Annotated in this window: 16 protein-coding genes and 1 pseudogene; 5 read left to right on the forward strand and 12 right to left on the reverse strand. The window is 70.4% G+C overall.

What is annotated here, in order from left to right:
* Positions 1 to 14: 14 nt before the first annotated feature.
* The 3 genes from CP982_RS02280 to CP982_RS02290 form a co-directional block, all read right to left on the reverse strand.
* Positions 15 to 1,478, reverse strand: a complete 1,464-nt coding sequence (locus CP982_RS02280; RefSeq protein ID WP_229879244.1) for a WGR domain-containing protein — start codon at positions 1,476 to 1,478, stop codon at positions 15 to 17.
* Positions 1,479 to 1,651: 173 nt separating this feature from the next.
* Complete coding sequence (locus CP982_RS02285; protein WP_229879246.1) at positions 1,652 to 1,978, reverse strand: hypothetical protein; 327 nt, start codon at positions 1,976 to 1,978, stop codon at positions 1,652 to 1,654.
* 284 nt (positions 1,979 to 2,262) lie between these two features.
* Positions 2,263 to 3,444, reverse strand: a complete 1,182-nt coding sequence (locus CP982_RS02290) for a 4-hydroxybenzoate 3-monooxygenase (RefSeq protein ID WP_150508894.1) — start codon at positions 3,442 to 3,444, stop codon at positions 2,263 to 2,265.
* A 209-nt stretch (positions 3,445 to 3,653) separates the two neighbouring features.
* Here CP982_RS02290 and CP982_RS02295 point away from each other — a divergent pair, with 209 nt between their 5' ends.
* On the forward strand, positions 3,654 to 4,208 hold the full coding sequence (locus tag CP982_RS02295; RefSeq protein WP_150508895.1) for a TetR/AcrR family transcriptional regulator: 555 nt from the start codon (positions 3,654 to 3,656) through the stop codon (positions 4,206 to 4,208).
* Between the two features lie 37 nt (positions 4,209 to 4,245).
* On the opposite strand, the pseudogene CP982_RS43080 reads toward CP982_RS02295, so the two are convergent.
* Positions 4,246 to 5,140, reverse strand: a pseudogene (locus CP982_RS43080) (Tn3 family transposase); the annotation flags it as partial.
* 97 nt (positions 5,141 to 5,237) lie between these two features.
* Positions 5,238 to 6,053, reverse strand: a complete 816-nt coding sequence (locus CP982_RS02305; protein ID WP_150508896.1) for a tRNA-dependent cyclodipeptide synthase — start codon at positions 6,051 to 6,053, stop codon at positions 5,238 to 5,240.
* Between the two features lie 466 nt (positions 6,054 to 6,519).
* On the opposite strand from CP982_RS02305, the gene CP982_RS02310 reads away from it, so the two are divergent.
* The gene (locus CP982_RS02310; protein WP_150508897.1) at positions 6,520 to 7,179 is read left to right on the forward strand and encodes a DUF4360 domain-containing protein; all 660 of its coding nucleotides are present in this window, start codon (positions 6,520 to 6,522) and stop codon (positions 7,177 to 7,179) included.
* 150 nt (positions 7,180 to 7,329) lie between these two features.
* Here the strand turns inward: CP982_RS02310 and CP982_RS02315 are convergent, their stop codons facing one another.
* A complete protein-coding gene (locus CP982_RS02315; protein WP_150508898.1) occupies positions 7,330 to 7,989 on the reverse strand; it encodes a DUF1707 SHOCT-like domain-containing protein in 660 nt (219 codons plus the stop codon).
* Positions 7,990 to 8,468: 479 nt separating this feature from the next.
* On the opposite strand from CP982_RS02315, the gene CP982_RS02320 reads away from it, so the two are divergent.
* Entirely contained in the window at positions 8,469 to 11,042 is a 2,574-nt protein-coding gene (locus CP982_RS02320; protein ID WP_150508899.1) for a hypothetical protein, read from the forward strand.
* A 40-nt stretch (positions 11,043 to 11,082) separates the two neighbouring features.
* Here the strand turns inward: CP982_RS02320 and CP982_RS02325 are convergent, their stop codons facing one another.
* Complete coding sequence (locus tag CP982_RS02325; protein ID WP_150508900.1) at positions 11,083 to 11,451, reverse strand: YbjQ family protein; 369 nt, start codon at positions 11,449 to 11,451, stop codon at positions 11,083 to 11,085.
* 43 nt (positions 11,452 to 11,494) lie between these two features.
* Positions 11,495 to 11,953: an NUDIX hydrolase gene (locus CP982_RS02330; protein WP_229879248.1), complete on the reverse strand. Its 459-nt coding sequence runs from the start codon at positions 11,951 to 11,953 to the stop codon at positions 11,495 to 11,497.
* Between the two features lie 199 nt (positions 11,954 to 12,152).
* Here CP982_RS02330 and CP982_RS02335 point away from each other — a divergent pair, with 199 nt between their 5' ends.
* Positions 12,153 to 13,325, forward strand: coding sequence for a serine hydrolase domain-containing protein (locus tag CP982_RS02335; protein WP_212669173.1), 1,173 nt, complete (start codon positions 12,153 to 12,155; stop codon positions 13,323 to 13,325).
* Between the two features lie 88 nt (positions 13,326 to 13,413).
* On the forward strand, positions 13,414 to 13,881 hold the full coding sequence (locus CP982_RS02340) for an iron chaperone (RefSeq protein WP_150508902.1): 468 nt from the start codon (positions 13,414 to 13,416) through the stop codon (positions 13,879 to 13,881).
* Positions 13,882 to 13,906: 25 nt separating this feature from the next.
* Here the strand turns inward: CP982_RS02340 and CP982_RS02345 are convergent, their stop codons facing one another.
* The 4 genes from CP982_RS02345 to CP982_RS02360 all read right to left on the reverse strand — a co-directional run bounded on the left by CP982_RS02345 (position 13,907) and on the right by CP982_RS02360 (position 17,994).
* Positions 13,907 to 14,707, reverse strand: a complete 801-nt coding sequence (locus CP982_RS02345; RefSeq protein ID WP_150508903.1) for a GNAT family N-acetyltransferase — start codon at positions 14,705 to 14,707, stop codon at positions 13,907 to 13,909.
* Positions 14,708 to 14,764: 57 nt separating this feature from the next.
* Positions 14,765 to 15,235, reverse strand: a complete 471-nt coding sequence (locus CP982_RS02350; protein WP_150508904.1) for a hypothetical protein — start codon at positions 15,233 to 15,235, stop codon at positions 14,765 to 14,767.
* 122 nt (positions 15,236 to 15,357) lie between these two features.
* Positions 15,358 to 16,395: a sulfotransferase family protein gene (locus tag CP982_RS02355; protein ID WP_150508905.1), complete on the reverse strand. Its 1,038-nt coding sequence runs from the start codon at positions 16,393 to 16,395 to the stop codon at positions 15,358 to 15,360.
* A gap of 120 nt (positions 16,396 to 16,515) precedes the next feature.
* Entirely contained in the window at positions 16,516 to 17,994 is a 1,479-nt protein-coding gene (locus CP982_RS02360; RefSeq protein WP_150508906.1) for an MFS transporter, read from the reverse strand.
* Positions 17,995 to 18,128 lie beyond the last annotated feature (134 nt).

The raw sequence follows: 18,128 nt of genomic DNA on the forward strand, positions 1-18,128 counted from the left end.
GCGCCCCCGCCGGGTCACAGCAGCCGCCGGATCTCCCCCCGCACCCGGTAGAACCCGCCCGCCGCCGGGTGCAGGGCGTCCACGGCATAGCGCACTCCAGGCTCCCGTATCGCACGGGGGAACTGGACCCTCCAGGAGGAGTCGTAGCCCTCGGACACGACGTGCACGCGCAGGCGGCCGCCCTCCTGGACACACTCGACGACGATGGCTCCGGCGGGGGCGTGGGCGACGGTGGTCACCGCGGCCACGGCCGTGTCCGGCGCGTACGTGGGCACCGCGGCGGCGAGCTTGACGTCCCGCGCGACCGGCACCGTGCCCTGCTCCGCCGCGGAGATGGCCGCGTCGCTCGCGTCCACGCAGACCAGCGAGCCGTCCGTGGTCACCAAGTACAGCCGCTCGTCGTGGTACTGCATCGAAAGGGCCGAACCGCCGCCCGTGCCGAGCTTCCACAGACGGGTGCCGTCCTGGTCGAAGCAGTACACGGACGACGCCGCGTCACCGGCGAAGACGAACCGGCCGCCGGGCGAGGCCGCGCACGAGTACACCGCGCTGTCGCAGGCGTACGTGGCCTCGATCGCGCCGGTGGTCTTCGAAAGCCGCTGGACGGCGCGGTGTGCGGTGCCCGCGTAGACAGCCTCGGCCTCCTGCCAGCCGAACAGGACTCCGCCGCGGGTGGAGGTGTGCCACAACTCGCCGCCACCGTCGGGCGCGTAGGCGGTGACGCCCCGGGAGTGCCCGTGGTAGACGGCCCGGTCGTCGGCGCGGACCATCCAGGCGTGCTCGCCCCGGCTGCGGCGGGCCCACTGGTGTTCGTCCTCGTGGTCGATGACCGTGAGCCGCCCGTCGCGGTCCGACACGTTCAGCAGGCCCTCGTGGATGTCGAGCCAGAAGATGTCGACGTCCGCCGCGATGTCGTAGGCGGCGAACGGCAGCTTCGACGAGAGGTCGTAGACCCGGCCGTCGTCGCAGCCCGCGTAGATCCAGAAGTCGTCGGCGACCAGGCACTTGACGCCGTCCGGCAGGCTGAACCGGGCCAGGACGCCGCCGTCGTGGTCCAGGGTGTACACCTCACCCGACTGATTGCCGACCCAGCAGTGCTCGCCGTCGACGTGGATGCCGAACGCCGAGGAACCGGTGCGGAACCGCCAGAGGACGGGGGCCACGGACCGCGCGGTGGACGGCGCCGAGGTCACCTGACGCCGAGTCACCGGACGGGGCGCGCGCTGTCCGGGGATCGCGGGGGCGTACCCCTTGCGGACCTTCTCCCCCACCTTCTTCGCGGCGGCCGCGCGTGCCTTCTCCGCCGTGGCGAACGTCGTGCTCTGCATCTGCCCTGCGGCGCCGATCCGTCCGTACCGCACCGTCACCAGCAGGCCGGCGACCGTCACCTCATAGAACTTGTGCGCGCCCCCGCCGTCCTGCGACAGCTCCAGATACGTCGTCGACTCCGGCGCACCGGACATGGCGGACCCAGACATGGCAGACCCCTCCCCGAAGCGGACCCACGGCCATTCCGGCGGGCCCCACTGCTCAAACCGTAGGAGGTGGCACTGACAATCGGCCCGCGACCGCGGCCCCGGCTGGCCGGACGACCCGCCACGCGAACAGCCCGGCGCGGGTGCGCCGGGCCGTGGTGGAGCCAGGGGTGCGGTCAGCGGGTGACGACGTTGTGCGCCGGGATGATCTGCGGCTCGCCGTCGGCGTGGCCCAGGTCGGCGAGGATCGGCTGGAGGATCTTCGAGAAGCTCTCGAGCGCCTCCTCGGACTCCCATACGTCGACGACCCGCCAGCCGCCCTCGACCGGACCGGCCACGTGGGAGATCAGTCCGGGTGCGGGAATGTCTGCGAGCGACGTGAACTCGCCGCCGTCGGTGAGGCGGCTGATGACGGCGTCGTAGAGCTCCTGCCCGACACCGGGAATTTCGAAGGTGACGATGATGGCCATGTGGTCCCCCCACTGGTCGTTCTGCTCGTGCACGGCGTGAACCGCTCGTTCACCGTGTGCGGCGATCGCTCCGATCGGCGCGACCCCCTCATGCCTACCCGACCGCCGTCCGGGCGTCGACGGCTGGCGGGTGCCGGGCGGAGAGAGCTGAGGCGCGATGCGGAGTCACGCGCCCCTAGTGAGCCGCCTGCGACCCGGGCGCGCACCGCACCACGGCCGATCGGGGGTTTACGCACGACCGCGCCCGCGCACAGCCCTGAGTCGACGCTTCGGTGTGAGGGCTCTCAGAGACTGCCGGGGGATGCTCGTCCTGTTCATCAGTTCAGGCCGGTGAGGAACTCGCCGAAGAGCCGGTTGGCGGTCTCGGAGTCGTAGAGGCGTTCGAACTCGGCGCGTGCGAGGCTGCGCCGGAACTCGCCGTGATAGGAGACGTCTCCCGCGTCGTGCATGAGGTCGGTGAACCACGCGGCGTACGCCTGGTAGTTCCACACGTGCTTCAGGCAGGTGGCGGAGTACGCCTCCAGCGGGCCCGGGTCCTGCTCCTTGACCTGCTTCAGGACGGCCGTGGCGAACACGTCGGCGTCGTGCAGGGCCAGGTTCATGCCCTTGGCGCTCATGGGCGGCACGATGTGCGCGGCGTCACCGAGCAGGTACAGGCGGCCGTAGCTCATCGGGGCGTAGACCACGCTGCGCAGCGGCACCAGCGTCTTGCTGGTGATCGGTCCCTTCGCGGTGACCGGTTCGCCGAAGCGCGCCTCGATCTCTTCCCAGATCCGGTCGTCCGCCCACTCCTCGACGGCGGTGTCCAGCGGGCACTGGAGGTAGAAGCGGCTGGCCCGGGGTCCGCGGGCGAACTGACCGGCGAATCCCCGGTCGTGGATCGCCATCATGGACTGGTGGTTGGCGGAGGCGTCGGCCAGTACGGTCAGCCAGGCGTACCCGTACTCGTGGGACTGGCGGGTGAGTACGTTGCCGGGGATGCTCGCCCGGCTGACGCCGTGGTCTCCGTCGCAGCCGGCGATGAAGTCGCAGGCGATGGCCCGCGTCACGCCCGTCCTTTCGCGGTAGCGCACGCGCGGCCGGGGGCCGGTGAGGTCCTCCGGTTCGACGTCCTCGGCTTCGAAGCGGAGGTCGCCGCCGTCGCTGACGAAGACGTCGATGAGATGGCGCACGAGGACCTGCTGGGGGCAGAAGCGTCCGTCGACGTGGTCGTCGGTCACGTACCGGAAGGGCCGCGTCTCGCCATCGACGCGGAAGTTCAGCACCGGCGCGAAGGGGGCGCCGTCGAGGACCCGGTCCGCCAGGCCCCACTCCCGGAACATGCGCGCGGCCCTGGGGTCGATGACCCCCGCGCGCTGGCGCCGCTCGACGTACTCGCGGCTGTGCCGCTCCAGTACCACGCAGTCGATCCCGCTGCGCAGGAGGAAGTTGCCGAGGGCGAGCCCGGCGACACCCGAACCCACGATCACGACAGTGGTGTTCTCGTCCGTTACGGACATGGTTGGTGCTCCTTGGTGTTTTTCTGCGAAGAGTGGGCGTCTTTCGTCGGGGAGAGCTGTGCGTTCATCAGCCCGTCCTGTTCATGGCGATCGCCGGACATGGGTGTCCCGCGCGTTTGGCGCAGCGGGGCGAGACCCCCTACCCTTAAGCGAAGTCTTCACTACGCATCATACGTAGTGTCCACTACGTTTGTAAGAGGGGTCGGGCTATGCGCCGCGACGGAGCCGCCAACAGGGAGAAGGTCCTGCTGGCCGCCGAGCATGTGTTCGCCGAGAAGGGGGCCGCCGCCTCCACCGATGAGATCGCGCAGCGGGCCGGGGTCAGCATCGCCACCGTCTTCCGCAATTTCGCCACCAAGCAGGACCTCATCGAGGCCACCGCGTGCCGCTACCTGGAGAAGCTGACCGCCCAGGCGCTGGCGCTCGCCGAACCTCAGGACCCCGGGAAGGCCTTCGCCTCCCTGATGAGGTCCCTCGCGGCGGCCGGGCCGGTGAAGATGACCCTGATGGATCTGTTGCCCCCGCACGACGACGACGGCCAGGGCCTGTCCCGGCCGGTCACCGAGGCGGCCGACGCCTTCCGCGCGGCCCTCGACGGCGCACTCCACCGCGCCCAGGCCGCCGGCGCCGCGCGCCCCGACGTCACCGGCGACGACGTCTCCCTCCTCCTGCGCGCCCTCGCATACGCCACGGACCTCAGCGAAGGCGAGGCACTCGACCGGGCCGTGGGCATCGTCCTCGACGGCCTCGGCGTACCGCGCTGACACCCCATCCGTTCCGTGCAGCCTGGCCCTAGCGCCCGGCCCGGAGCTGGGTGACGGCGTCGTCCATGAGCGGGTGTTGAACAGTACGAGTGCGTTGAGGACCAGGCCCAGCGCGCCGATCCGGTCCTCCATGCCGTCCTGGTAGCGCTGGTGGAGCTGCCCTGCCCGGCCGTGGAAGATCTTCCGGGCGAACGCGTGGCGGCCTTCCTGGAGGTTGGCCTGCACCTTGATCTGGCGGCGGTATCCGGGCTCGTCGGCCGAGCGCAGGATGTGCAGGGTTCTCGCGATCCGCCCGTAGTGCGCGATCGCGTCGCCAAGCGAGGTGGGGCGACCGTCGCGGGACAGCATCCGGATGACGTCGTAGGCGCGGACGGCTCAGGTGTGGATGGAGCCGATGATCCGCAGGATGTCATCCCCGTGCTGCTCGATCCGGACCAGGTCGACCCGGCCAGGGCGAGAAGGCCGCACACGATGTCGCTGTAGCTCGCGGTGTCGGTGACGAGCATCTCCGGGCGCTTGCCGCCGGCGCGGTCGTAGCGGACGTCCAGCCCGTACAGCGAGTCGCGTACGTCTGGTCGGCGTGGGACGACCTGCCGTACTTCAGCGCGTCCGCGCCGCCGGTCACCGAGGTGAACGCCTGGTCGGCGCCGGTCCAGGGGAACACCTCCAGCAGCACCTCGGGCAGGTCCACTCTCGGCACCATGGCGTTCACCGCGGCCCGCAGCTCCAGCAGGGAGGCCGGTTCGGGCTCCGGCTCCAGGGCGGCGAAGTGCGAACGGCCATGGTCGTCGAACACGATCTGCGCGTTGTCCGGGACCCGGGCGGCGACCTCCCTCCCGGTAAGTGCCGTCCAGCAGCGCGGCCCGCGCCGCCAGGTGCGCCACTGCCTCCCCGGGCAGGTTCAGCGAGACCAGCACGGTCGGCCTCGCCCGCTACCGCGAGGTCGTGAGCGGGACCGCGAACCCCAGGCGGTTGCGCGCCCGCCTCTTGGACTCGTCCAGACAGTCGATCAACACGACTGCCGAAGGTTCATCCCTCACCGCCGTCCGTGGGGCGCAGGACGACGTACCCCTGATTCGGGCTGGGAGACCACGGCAAGCGGTGCTCGAAGAGGGCTTCGACGAACGGTGTCGCGCGGTGGTAGACGTACACCGAGGTCTGCGCCCCCGTGATCTGCGGGGTGTCGATGAGCAGGGGAATGTCGGCGAGGAAGTACCGCACCGCCTCGTGGACCTGAGCCTCTCTCGGCTCGGCGGGCATGCGGTGGGCGAGGACGCTGCGGGAGGCGCTCAGGCACATGTCCCGGAAGGCGAGGTCGGCGGTGAACCAGCGCTGGGCCTCCCGGTGCAGGCGCTGGAAGGCCTCTTTCGTCCGCAGGTGCTCCCAGTCGAGCAGGTACGGCCCGGCGTCCTCGTGGCCGGTGGTGTGGAGGAGACCGTCGCGGATGCGGTTGCGCATCTTCAGCCCGTTCTCGTGCGCCCGCTTCCGGGCTTTGTCCGCCGGTATCCCCGTGGCGGTGAGGGTGTACTGCGAGGGAACGTCGGGGAGGTGGAAGTGCACCCGGTCGAAGCGGGGCAGCACCCACCGGCAGAGCTCCACGACGCGTGCGCGCTTGAAGTAGGAGTTGAACGGGCTCATTCCCACGCACGCGTGCTGGGCCAGGTCGGCGAGGCGGCGGCAATTGGCGGTGAGCGGTTCGGCTGTGAACCCAGTGAACCCAGTGAACCCGGTGAGGTCGGTGAGGTCGGTGGGCAGGGTGGGCTCGCTGGGCTTGCTGGGCTCGGTGGACTCAGTGGACTCGGTGAATTCCCCGCGTGCGCCGAACAGCGCGTTCCGGTCGGCCATCACCCGCGCACTCTAAGCACCGCGCGACGCCCACGACGCCCGAACCGAGCCGCTGCCCCTCGAATCGCGTACGACTACTCCGGATCGGTTGGCAAGGCGCAGGAGTCGCGCGTCCCCCTGCCAGGGACAGCCCCCGGCGGCCGGGGCCCTGCCCCTGGCCGGAATCGCCCTTGCGGATTCCGTGCTCGGCTCGGGGCAGAGCCACCGAGCCGCAGCACACGCCACCCCGACCGCTCGGTCAGAGTGCCCCCAGCGGAACACATGGCCGAACATGCCCTAGGCAGCCGCACTCTTGGTTCGTACCATTCGTGTCGCCTGAGGCCCTCAGTCAGCGGGCGGCCCGCTCGTCCCCCATGCCCGCCCGCTTGGCATGCCCCACCTGATTCCTCGTGGGCACATGCCCCCTCTCCTGAAACCGCTCGATCCACTTTCAGGATTCAGGCCCCATCAACGCGATAGGAAAACCATGGCCGGTGGACTTCTCGCGAGCGGCGCGCTGACAGCGTTGTTCGCCATGGCTCTGGCTCCACCCAGTACGTCCCCAGACGTCCCCACGACTCCCCCGTCACCCGCCGAGAGAATCCGGGTCGAGGTAGCCACAGTCAATGGATCAGGCTGCCCCGCCGGGACGGTCGCCGTGGCTGCCGCGCCGGACAACTCGGCGTTCACCGTCACCTACAGCGACTACCTCGCCCGTGCGGGAGAGCAGTCCGATCCCGTCGACTTCCGTAAGAACTGCCAGCTCAGCCTGATCGTGCACGCCCCGGTGGACTACACCTACGCGATCGCGAGCGTCGACTACCGCGGGTACGCCTCGCTGCAGTCCGGCGTCAGCGGCATGGAGAAGGCGTCGTACTACTTCCAGGGCTCACCCGAGACCAAGTCCGAATCCCACCGTTGGCGCGGCCCGTACGCCGACAACTGGCAAGCGACCGACACGAAGCCGTGGGAGGACCTGGACTGGGCGCCGTGCGGCGCCAAGCGGAACCTCAACGTCAACACCGAGTTGCGGGTTCTCATCGGAGCCTCCGATCCCGACAAGACCAGCTTCATGACCATGGACTCGACGGATGCCAAGGTCAGCAGCGTGTACCGACTCGCGTGGAAGCAGTGCCCGAGCTCGTAAGCGGCTTCCCTGAGTGCACCAGCACAGTGGACGAGTTCGGCCGCTCGGCATGAGTTCGTGAGCCGAGGGCGAGCGGGAGGTCCCTTCTTCCTGGCAGGACCTCCCGCTCTGCCGACGCCGCGCGCGGCGTCTCGGCCAATTCGTCACCGGTTACGCGGAAAGGGCCGTCGGCCTGCGCAGCAGCCACTGTCCGAACGTCCGGCGCGGAGGTCGCACCACCACGCGCCCGTGGGCCTTCTGACCGACCAGCTCCACGCGCAGAGTGACCGGTGCGTCGGGGGCGTGATCCGGCGGAGTCCGCAGGTACTTGACCCTGCTGTGCACCAGTTGCAGACCATCGGTATCGACCACGACTCCCGGCCCGGTGACGAGCGTCAGGGTCTTCCCCGTCATGCCCACATCTATCCGCAAGGTGTCGTGCGTGATCACCGCTCCACTGAAGTCGAGCGTCACGTCGCAGTACGTCACGTCGAGCTCCAGCCTCCGCGGCACCACCCAGCGTCCTTTGCGCTCGACCGCGCCGCTGTGGACCTGTTCGATCCGGACCACGTCCTTGGCCTCCACCCCGGTCGCGCCGGGTGCGGAGGGTGCGGGCGGCAGGTCGGCGGTGAGCACGGCCAGTTCGCTCCGCGTCCGCGCCGACAGAGCGGCCTCCAGGCGCTCGTCCAACTCCTCCGCGGTCAGCAGGCCGTCCCCGGCCGCGATGCGCAGCACGTCCACCGCCCGCTCCCGGTCCGCGTGCGAGGCTCGCAGCTCGGGGGCCGAGCCGGGCCCGGAGGGCTTCCCCGTGGGTGAGATCTCTCCCGACATGCTTCCGTCCTGGTCCTGTCGAACGTCTCGGCGCGGCACGCGGCGCAGGCGGTCGCGCGCGAATGGAGAACTAACGCTATGAACTATCGCTATGGACTAACGCTATATCGCGTCACAGATCCCGGCTAGGTCCTCTCCTGCGGAGGCGCTGCCGCGGTGGCGCGCTTCGGCACGGTGACCGGGCAAGGCCGGCCGAGTGCCACTCCGGACGACCGTCTGCCCTCAGGCATGCCCTGATGGCCCTTCCAGCCCCGCACACGGCTGTATAGAACGGCCTGGCGAAGGCGGTCAAGGCCGGAAAGCGGCGGCCTTCTCGCCTCGCGAAGGGGCGCATTCCGTACGGGTGTGGGCCCGAGGTCGACCGGACGGGACACGTCATGCGGCGGCAGGAAGAAGGCAACGGACAGAAGGCCACGGGCAAGGGGCAGGCTCCGCCCCGGGCCGCGAGCGCACCGACGGCGGGTGTCGGCCAAGGACCCATGACCCCGGGGCGGGCCGTGGCGCTGAACGGCCTCGTGGGCAACCACGTGGTAGCGCGCCTGGTCGGCGAGGAGCGGCACGCTCACGGCCCCGGGGCCGTCGCCGCCGATCCGGGCCGGCCGTCCGGGGAGGGGGCGGAGAACGCCGGTGCCGCCTTCGCCGCAGGCGCGAGAACGGCACCCTCCGTGGGCGCTCAGCGTGCCGCGCGGAACGACCGGTCGCGGACCGTGGAGCCAGCCACCTCGCCGGGACCACGGGACTCCCGCGCCGGACAGCCGGGCCGGACGGCCGCCGAGCAACGCGCCCTGCCCCGGCCCGCCGCCGGAGTCCCGGCCACTCCCGCCCCGGGACGAGCGGCCGGCGGCGGCGCCCTGGTCGTGGCCCGCGTGAAGGGCAAGGGAAAGGCACCGGCGGCCGGCGGCGCGCCCTCGTGGGAGCAGCGCGCGAAGGCCATCAACGAGATCGGCAGGAAGCACACCTGTGAGCAGCCGAACAGGTCGTGGGGGCGGGTCCGCGACGAGATCGTCGTCCGGTACTCGCGTTCCTACAAACACCAGCCGGACGAACAGAGCCTCCGGCACATCGCGCGTGCGCTGTACAACGCCATCGAGCGCCAGGAGCAGCGGCGGAGCCGGTCAGGGGGACAGAAGACGGCGGGCATGCAGAAGGTGAGCGAGCCGAACCAGGAAGTCCAAGTCATGCTGTACAACGGCCACTTGGTCATCACCGCCAATCAGGACTCCTCCCTGGACCTGCTCCACCAGTGGCTGTTGAACGACAACGACAAGAACGGCGATGACAAGACGGACGTCCAGGACGCGCCGGGCGACCGACTGCGGCAGGTCCTGACCACCGACTTCCACGCCGACGACGACACGGAGGACTCGGAGCGGGAATCGGAGGGGGAGGCGGCGCTGGGCAAGCGCCCGGCGCGGGCGAGCGGCCCCGCGAGCAGCAAACGCCGCAGGACCGAGGGCGAGCGGTCCGCCGGGGCGTCGTCGAAGGGGGAAGACCCCGATCGTGTGTACCGCGACCAACAGGCTCGCTTGAAGATCAGCGAGGGCCTCCGCCCGGCGGGACAGGGTCACGGGCAGGAACAGGGACAGGAAGAGGAACAGCCGGGCACGCCGATGGACGTGGACGGCGGACCTGACGCGCAGGTCGCGCCGTACCTGCGGGACAACCGCACGCTGCGGGCGCTGCGGGGCGTACGGCACGTCCGCAAGATCGACGTCTCCCATGACCGCGCGGAGGATCCCGCGTACCGGCAGTACCTGGCCAAGGCCCTCTCCGGCGAGGCGGCGGGGTACGCGTACCTGGTCTACAACAGCGGGTCGGACGGTGTGCAGCACGCCGAGCAGAAGCTGTTGATGCTGCTCAACAACGCGGACATCACCGGCGAGAACGCCGAGAGCGACGTGCTGATCCGCGGCCGGAAGCGGCCGTGTCAGGCCTGTCTCGGCCTGCAGAACTACTTCAAGAACGAGATGGGCCTGGACATCCGCTACAACGACAGGGGAAACCACTACTTCATCAACGCCACCACCAGCGCTGTGGAGCACTTCCCCGGGCAGGACGCGTCGAGGACCGAGGCGGTGGACGGCCACCTCAAGGAGCAGCTGCGCCACGGCCCGATGTACGCCGCGGCGCCCAGCGGCGCCACGCCCGCGCCCGCCTTCCACGACGAGGGGGTCCACGAACCCACCGTCGGCGCGGAGGGCGGTACGGAACAGCGCAAGCGGCTCAAGAAGTACACGACGGCGGACGGCAGAACCGGACGGCTCTTCCCCCGCCGTGCGAACCTCAAGGCGGGCCTCGACACCCCTTCCGACAGCGAGGTCGAGGACCCTGCCGCGGCCGGGAAGCACCTGGAGACCCACTTCCACCAACTCAGCCTCCGGGACACCAAGGAGACGGACGAGACGGCCGGGCTCGAGTCCGCCCCCGACAACAGGGCGAAGCGCTCCCAGGAGCAGCAGGAGCGGTGGCAGGCGTGGTTCGACGAGGCCATCGTGCCCCAGCTGCGGGTGGCGGCCGGGCCGGAGTTCTGGCAGGCGGTGGAGCGGCGCAGCGAGCAGAGAGGAACGTTCGGAACGATCTTCCCCGACGCTCTGCGCCGGAAGATCCGTGAACTGACGCAGGCGGACCCCGGCCTCAAGACTCCCATCCGGGTCCTGCTGAACGTCTCCGTGACGACCATGAACCTTCAGCTCGGAAAGACCGGGGAGAGCACACGCAAACTCGCTCACCCGCTGAAGGAGGTCCCGGGGGCGGACGGGGCGATCGAGGCGGCCATGCCCGCGCGGTTCCGCAGCGGATGGCGGGAGCTGCTGAGGAAGAACGAGGGGAAGAAGCGGGGCGACACCGAGAAGTGGAATCCCAAGGGCGACGTGCTGACCGACGACTTCGACCGCGCGCTGTACGAGATCATGTTCGAGGGCGAGCACTTGGTGTCCGCGAACTCCGTGGCGGACAAACTCTTCATCTCGCAGGAGACGTTCAAACGGCGGGTGAAGAAGATGAAGGAGAGGTACGGCCAGGACGATGTCGGGGAGGGCCCTGCCCCGCGGTGACCGGCGCGCGGGGCCCTGGGGCCGGGGCCGCCGTCGGGCGCTATCCCTTCGGAGCGATGACGACGGCGGTTCCGTACGCGCACACCTCGGTGCCCACGTCGGCTGCCTCGGTCACGTCGAAGCGCATCATGAGGACCGCGTTCGCGCCCCGCGACCTGGCCTGCTCCACAAGACGTTCCATCGCCTGGTTCCGCGTCTCGACCAAGGTTTTCGTCAGCCCCTTCAGCTCGCCGCCGACCAGGGACTTCAGTCCCGCGCCGATCTGCGAGCCCAGGTGCCGGGAGCGCACTGTCAGACCGAAGACCTCGCCGATGACCTGTTGCACGTGATATCCGGGAACGTCATTGGTGGTCACCACCAAGACGTCGGACTGCGCGGTCTGGCCGCCGCCGAAATCCTCGATGCCCATGCGTGTGCACCTCCTCGGGGCCAGCATGACCTGCCCCTCGGCGTCACGCCAGTGGAAACGTCTCCCGCCAGTCGTCCGTGTGGATCGAGTGCGGCTCGCCCTTCAGGTGGTGCTGGATGGCGAGCGCGTTGTACCGGACGGTGTCCGCGGGCAGCGGATCGACGGGGGCCCAGAGGATCTCGCTGCACTTGTGGGGTTCGGCGTTGACGGGCGTACCGGTGAAATCGTGGTCGAGGGTGAAGAACCAGCCGACGCGATCGCTGCGCTCGGGGCTGCGGAAGTACATGACGTGGGCGAGCCGCACGGCGCCGTGGTCGAGGCGGACGCCGATTTCCTCGCGGGCCTCGCGCACGATCGCCTCGCGGGGGTCCTCGCCCGGCTCGACCTTGCCGGAGGGGAGGTTGAGCAGGCCGTCGGCGTACCCGGTGCGGTGCCGTCGGGCCAGCAGGACGGTGTCCCGGCGCCTGAGGATGAGCAGGGCGTCGTTCTGCGGCTGGTTCACCGGTTCCTCCCGCCGTCGTGTCGTCCGCGCGGACTCTACGGGCCGCTCGGCCAAGTGCGCATCGGGGCAACCTGCTTGCCCGCCGGGCACGGGCCGGGGGCGGCCCGGGCCGACGGCCGCGCGTCATCGCCCACCCGTACACTTCCTCCGTCAAATGATCATCGTTGACCACGTGGGTCGACCACTTGGGGGGATACGCATGTCCAAGCGTGCGACGTGGAAGAACCGGGCCTTCCTGCGGGGCGCGGCGGTCGCGATCAGCGCCGCGGTGGCCTTCACCTGTGCCACCGGCACCGGCAGCGCGGCCGAGGAGACCGGAAAGCACGACGCCACCCAGCGCGCCCTGGACGCGCTGGAGCGGGCGGGGATGCCGGGCGTGGCCGCCGAGGTGAGCGGGAAGCGCGGCAAGTGGTTCGGATCCGCCGGGTACGCCGACACCGCGACCAAGCGCAAGCGCACCGCCGCCGACCACCTGCGCGCGGGCAGCAACACCAAGTCCTTCGTCTCCGTGGTCCTGCTGCAGCTGGAGGCCGAGGGCAGGCTCAGCCTGGACGACTCCGTCGAGCGCTGGCTGCCGGGCGTGCTCAAGGGCAACGGCTACGACGGCACCAAGGTGACGGTGCGCCAGCTCCTGAACCACACCAGCGGCGTGCACGACATGGTGTCCACCCCGGAGTGGCGGGAGTACATCAACGGGCCCGGCTTCCTCGCCCACCGCTACGAGACCTGGACGCCGCAGCGGATCATCGGCCTCGCCCTCAAGCACAAGCCCGACTTCGAGCCCGGCACCGGCTGGAACTACTCCAACACCAACTTCGTGCTCGCGGGCATGATCATCGAGAAGGTCACGGGCAACACCTACGCGCGCGAGGCCGAGCGGCGCATCGTCAAGCGTCTGAAGCTGCGCGAGACCACGTTCCCCGGCACCGACCCGAAGATGCCCGCCCCCCACGCCATCGGTTACTCCAAGCTGTACGCGGCGAACCCCGGGCCGGAGATCTACGACGCCACGGAGTACAACCCGGCGTGGTCGGGCGCGACCGGCGAGATCATCAGCACCACGGGCGACCTCAACCGCTACTACAGCGCGCTGATCAAGGGTGAGCTGCTGCCGGCCGCGCAGCAGCGGGAACTCCTCGACACGGTCAAGACGGGCACCTTCTTCGACTACGGCATGGGCCTGATCGTCCGCACCCTGTCCTGCGGGGTGAAGGTCTACGGCCACGACGGCATCGTCTGGGGCTCGCTGACCAGCACGGCGACCACGGCCGACGGCAAGCACACCCTGACCTTCCACCTCAACGGGGACTGGCTGGAGGACGGCAAGCCCTACGAGGACGTCTTCGAGGCGGAGTTCTGCGCCAAGGGCTAGCCGGTCAGGATTCGAGAAGCCGTCTTCCCGGCGGCCTCCCTAGCATGGAGAACACCAGCAGGGAGCCGCACAGACAGGGAATGCCGCGATGACGAAGAGCACCGAGAAGGCCGCCGACAGCAGCCCCGCGCAGGACGAGACGGCCGTGGCGTTCACCGACGAGGAGCGCGCGGCCATGAAGGAGCGCGCCAAGGAGGTGAAGGCGAAGCGCCGCGGGACCAAGGCGGACGGCGAGGCCGACGTCCTCGCCAAGATCGCGGAGATGGAGGAGCCGGACCGGGCCATGGCCGAGAAGATCCACGCCATCGTCAAGGCCGCCGCGCCGGAGCTCGCCCCGAAGACCTGGTACGGCATGCCCGCCTACGCCAGGGACGGCAAGGTCGTCTGCTTCTTCCAGAGCGCGGCGAAGTTCAAGGCGCGCTACGCCACGCTCGGCTTCAACGACGCCGCGCACCTCGACGAGGGCGCCATGTGGCCGACCGCCTTCGCCCTCACCCAGCTGACCGCCGCCGACGAGGAGCGGATCGCCGAACTCGTCAAGCGAGCGGCCGGCTGAGCGGGCGGGCGGGGCGGCCGACAGGTCAGCCCCGCAGGCCGTAGAAGTGGATCGGCGAGTTGGGCCTGAAGCCGATCCGGGGGTACACGGGCGCCCCCGCCTCGGTCGCGTGCAGGGTGGCACGGGTGAGGCCGGTGGCCCGGGCGCCCTCGTGCAGGGCCTTGCGGGTCACCGCCTCGCCGTAGCCCCGGCGCTCCCACGCCGGGTCCGTGGCGACGAGCACGACGAAGAGGCGTCCGTTCGCCGCCACCGTCGCGGCGCACGTCACCGCGACCCCGTCCCGTACGCCCAGGTAGGCGTGCACGTCGCTCTTCCACAGCGCGGACCCGACGAGCCCCGCGCGGCCGTCCTCCAGCGGGAATCCGTAGGCGCGGGAATTCAGATCCGCGTACGCCTCCAGCTGTTCGTCCGTGGTCACCCGTACGAACGTCAGGTCGGGGTGGGACGGATCCGGGACGGGGAGGAAGTCTCCGGCCATGCCGGTGCCGGGGAAGGCGTACTCGAGGCCCGCCTTCTCGGCCGCCGCCCGGAAGCCCGCGCGCGCCTCGTCGTCGAGCAGGTCCTCGAAGAGCCACAGGAATCCGGGGCGTTCCTTCGCCCGCATGATGTCCGCCGCCTCGCTCAGGCGCTGCCCGAGGAGTGCGCTGTCCGCGTCGGCCTCGGTCAGCGTGAGGCAGTTCCAGAACGAGAACTGGCTGTCGGCCCAGCGGACGGCGATGCCCGGCAGGTCCCGCACATCCGCCTCTGTGTCGCGGTCGAGCACCATGGCCCGCCACACCGTGGCGAGCTGCTCCATCGATTCGACCGACTCCGTACGATCCGTCATCAATAACCCCTGAGTTGTAGAACTTGAAGCATGTCCGCCCTGGTGGGCGGGGTCGGGTCAGATGCCCATGGACGCCATCTCCATGGCCGTACGGTAGTTCCGGGCGACGTTCACGACACAGATGCGGTACGTGCGGTTCTCCTTGACGACGAGGAAATAGTCGCGCAGCTGCTTCCAGTAGTTGCGCAGGTAGCTCAGGCCCGGGAGGAACGCCGGGGGTCTGGGGACGAGCGCGAACGCTTCGGAGCAGCGGAGGATTTCGCCGGTGGCCTGGGAGAGCACGTCGGCGACGTCCGTGTTCATGTCCCAGCCCGCGGCCTGGTCGGGCCAGATGGCCGCGGCGATCTGCCGCAGCTGCTCCTGCTCCTCGGGCGGCAGCGAGCCGAACGGGACGCTGGGTGCCGTGGCCGTGCTCCGCGCCGTCGTGGTGTCCGCCGCGGTCGCGACGGAGGCGGTGCCGGCGGCCAACAGGCCGCCGACGACCAGGGTCGCGACGGCGGGTATCAGACGGGTCCGCTGCATGGTCATCTCTCTTGCTCCTCTTCCGGTCGGCTGGACGTGCCAGCCGACCGTCACACGGGGGCGGCAGCGGGGCAACGGGATCTTCCAGCGCTGTCCGAGAACCGCCCTACAAAAGGCGATCGCGCGTCTCAGTCACCGGCCTTGGGCCTCCCCAGGACACGTGCGCCGGGGGCGCAGGTCTCCCTGAGCTCGTCGAGTTCCGCGTCCGTCAGCTGCCGGGCCGAGCCCCGTCGGCTGTGGTCGAGCAGGGCGCAGGCGTCATCCAGCCACTGCGGCAGCGGGTCGACGCCGACGAACGCGGCCAGACGGGCCAGCTGTTCCCGGGGAGCGTCGAGGAGGTCCTCGTAGGCGAGCGTCGTGCCCTGGCCGACGGGAAGCCGGTTCAGGAACTCCGTTCCCTCGGTGACCAGTTCCGACCAGAGGCTGCCGAACGTCCGCAGGGGGATGTGCCGGTCGCGTACGAGAGCGGCGTCGAAGCGCTCCCCGAGCAGCGGCGAGAGGTCCGCGGGCAGCGCGCGTACGTGGGCGTCGGTCAGGTCGGCGAAGCCCTCGACGCCGGCTCGCTCCTTGATCTCGCGCTGCAGGGAGATCGCGCGGTACCCGATGTGGCGGCTCATGGACAGGGCGCAGTCCGGTCCGTCGCGGAACATGTGCACGAACCGCGCGTGCGGGAAGGCGGCGCGCAGCATCGGCGCCCATCCGGTCGAGTAGCCGGAGCGCTCCACGACGGCCGTGCGGCCGAACCGTGCGCGGAGCAGGTCGAACAGCGCCTCGTGGTGTTCGGCGGCGGTGCGCTCGGGCCAGGGGACGACCGCCGCGCCGAGTTCGTCGAGGAGCCCGTCCGGGTCGTCGGTGAGGTGGGGCAGGACCATGAGGGAGAGCGCGGGGATGCCGGTAGTCTCCGCCGCGTACCTGCCGGGGCGGCGCGGGTAGAGGAACTCCGGCAGCGGCACCCCGCTGAGGATCATCCGCTCGAAGTGCGGGGCGGGCCGGAACAGCGCCTGCCAGAACTCCTCGCCGGTGACCTTGCCTTCGGGGAAGGCCGCGCCGCCCACGGAGGCCATGTACTCGTTGAGGCTGAGGACGGCCGGGTGCGAGTTGAGGATGCGGGACAGCGCGGTCGAGCCGCTGCGGCCCGTACCGATGACGAAGGTCAAGGTGCGCACGGTCACTCTCCGGGAAGGGTGCGGGGGCGGATCGGGGGCGGGAACGGGTCAGGGGGCGGGCGTCGCCCGCCAGAGGCCTGCCCCGCGTGGCCCTGCGCCATCCACCCGGCTTCGCGCCGGTCAGCTTCGGGCGCCCGTGGGGGCCGCTGTCGACAGCGGGGCCGCGATGTCCTCGAGGGAGCGGCGCTCGGCGTTGACGGCGAGAGCGGCGGCCACGAGGCCGGCCAGGGTCATCAGGGCGGCTCCGACCTGGAAGGCGAGCGTCGTGTCCGCGACGACGCCCGTCTCGGTCAGCTCGGCGAAGAGCAGGGGGCCGCTGATGCCGCCCGCCGCCGTGCCGATGGCGTAGAAGAACGCGATGGCCATGGCCCGGGTCTCCATCGGGAAGATCTCGCTCGCGGTCAGATACGCCGAACTGGCCCCGGCGGACGCGAAGAAGAGGACCACGCACCAGCAGGCCGTGAGGGTCTTCGCGGTGAGGTGCTCGCCGTCGAAGAGCCAGGCGGTGACGGAGAGCAGCAGGCCGGAGAGCACGTACGTACTGGAGATCATGATCCGTCGGCCGAGCGTGTCGAAGAGGGGGCCGAGGAGGAGCGGCCCGAGGAAGTTGCCGACCGCCATGACCGCGAAGTAGTAGCCCGTCGAGCCGCTCGGCACGTCGTAGAACGTGGTGAGGATGGCGCCGAAGCCGAAGGTGATCGCGTTGTAGAGGAAGGCCTGGCCGATGAACAGCGAGAAGCTGAGGGTGGCGCGCTTGCGGTAGGTCGAGAGCACGGTGCGGGCGATGGCGCCGAAGCCGATGGCGGCCTGCGGATGGACGGTGATCTCGCCCGCCGGTTCCGGGAGCGGGCGGCCCTTCTCGGCCGTGATGCGCTTCTCCACGTCGGCGACGAGGCGTTCCGCTTCCTCGCCGCGGCCGTGCAGGAGCAGCCAGCGCGGGCTCTCCGGGACGTTCCGCCGCACCAGCAGGATGACCAGGCCGAGGACGACGCCGAGGGCGAACGTCAGCCGCCAGCCGACGTTCATCGCGAAGAGGCCGGTGTCGAGCGCGAGCACGGAGAGGAGGGCGCCGCCCACCGCGCCCAGCCAGAAGCTGCCGTTGATGACGAGGTCGACGCGGCCCCGGTAGCGGGACGGGATCAGCTCGTCGACGGCGGAGTTGATGGCCGCGTACTCGCCTCCGATGCCGAAGCCGGTGAGGAAGCGGAACGCGAAGAACCACCAGCTGGAGAAGGACACCGCGGTCAGCGCGGTGGCCGCCAGATAGACGGCGAGGGTGATCAGGAAGAGCTTCTTGCGGCCGTAGCGGTCGGTCAGCCAGCCGAAGAACAGCGCGCCCGAGCAGGCGCCCGCCACGTACAGGGCCGCCGCGATGCCCGTCACCTGCGCCGCGCTGACGGGCAGTCCGCTGCCCTCCTCCGACAAGCGGCTCGCGATGCTGCCGACGACCGTCACCTCCAGGCCGTCCAGGATCCAGACCGTGCCGAGCCCGATGACGACCGTCCAGTGCCAGCGCGACCACGGGAGCCGGTCGAGGCGCGCGGGTACGGAGGTCGTGATCGTCTCGCTCCGCGCGTCCGCCCGGTCGTCCGTCGCCATCGCCGCCTCCTCCGCCCGCGCGTCCGTGGCCCCTGTGCCCGTGCCCCCGGCCGCGCCCCGTCCGTCGCGTAACACCGCGTTCCCTGTGCGCCCCGGCGCACACGTTCCCGGAGACCGTACGACGGACAAACGTG

Origin of the sequence: Streptomyces spectabilis (assembly GCF_008704795.1) — a bacterium.
Taxonomy (GTDB): Bacteria; Actinomycetota; Actinomycetes; order Streptomycetales; family Streptomycetaceae; genus Streptomyces; species Streptomyces spectabilis.

What these genes read in the sequence shown, in the direction of transcription:
- CP982_RS02320 (WP_150508899.1), top strand. Translation starts at nt 8,469, where the DNA reads ATGACCCCGGGGCGGGCCGTGGCGCTGAACGGCCTCGTGGGCAACCAC.
- CP982_RS02325 (WP_150508900.1), bottom strand. Translation starts at nt 11,451, where the DNA reads ATGGGCATCGAGGATTTCGGCGGCGGCCAGACCGCGCAGTCCGACGTC.
- CP982_RS02315 (WP_150508898.1), bottom strand. Translation starts at nt 7,989, where the DNA reads ATGTCGGGAGAGATCTCACCCACGGGGAAGCCCTCCGGGCCCGGCTCG.
- CP982_RS02345 (WP_150508903.1), bottom strand. Translation starts at nt 14,707, where the DNA reads ATGACGGATCGTACGGAGTCGGTCGAATCGATGGAGCAGCTCGCCACG.
- CP982_RS02290 (WP_150508894.1), bottom strand. Translation starts at nt 3,444, where the DNA reads ATGTCCGTAACGGACGAGAACACCACTGTCGTGATCGTGGGTTCGGGT.
- CP982_RS02295 (WP_150508895.1), top strand. Translation starts at nt 3,654, where the DNA reads ATGCGCCGCGACGGAGCCGCCAACAGGGAGAAGGTCCTGCTGGCCGCC.
- CP982_RS02310 (WP_150508897.1), top strand. Translation starts at nt 6,520, where the DNA reads ATGGCCGGTGGACTTCTCGCGAGCGGCGCGCTGACAGCGTTGTTCGCC.
- CP982_RS02335 (WP_212669173.1), top strand. Translation starts at nt 12,153, where the DNA reads ATGTCCAAGCGTGCGACGTGGAAGAACCGGGCCTTCCTGCGGGGCGCG.
- CP982_RS02305 (WP_150508896.1), bottom strand. Translation starts at nt 6,053, where the DNA reads ATGGCCGACCGGAACGCGCTGTTCGGCGCACGCGGGGAATTCACCGAG.
- CP982_RS02340 (WP_150508902.1), top strand. Translation starts at nt 13,414, where the DNA reads ATGACGAAGAGCACCGAGAAGGCCGCCGACAGCAGCCCCGCGCAGGAC.
- CP982_RS02350 (WP_150508904.1), bottom strand. Translation starts at nt 15,235, where the DNA reads ATGACCATGCAGCGGACCCGTCTGATACCCGCCGTCGCGACCCTGGTC.
- CP982_RS02280 (WP_229879244.1), bottom strand. Translation starts at nt 1,478, where the DNA reads ATGTCTGGGTCCGCCATGTCCGGTGCGCCGGAGTCGACGACGTATCTG.
- CP982_RS02360 (WP_150508906.1), bottom strand. Translation starts at nt 17,994, where the DNA reads ATGGCGACGGACGACCGGGCGGACGCGCGGAGCGAGACGATCACGACC.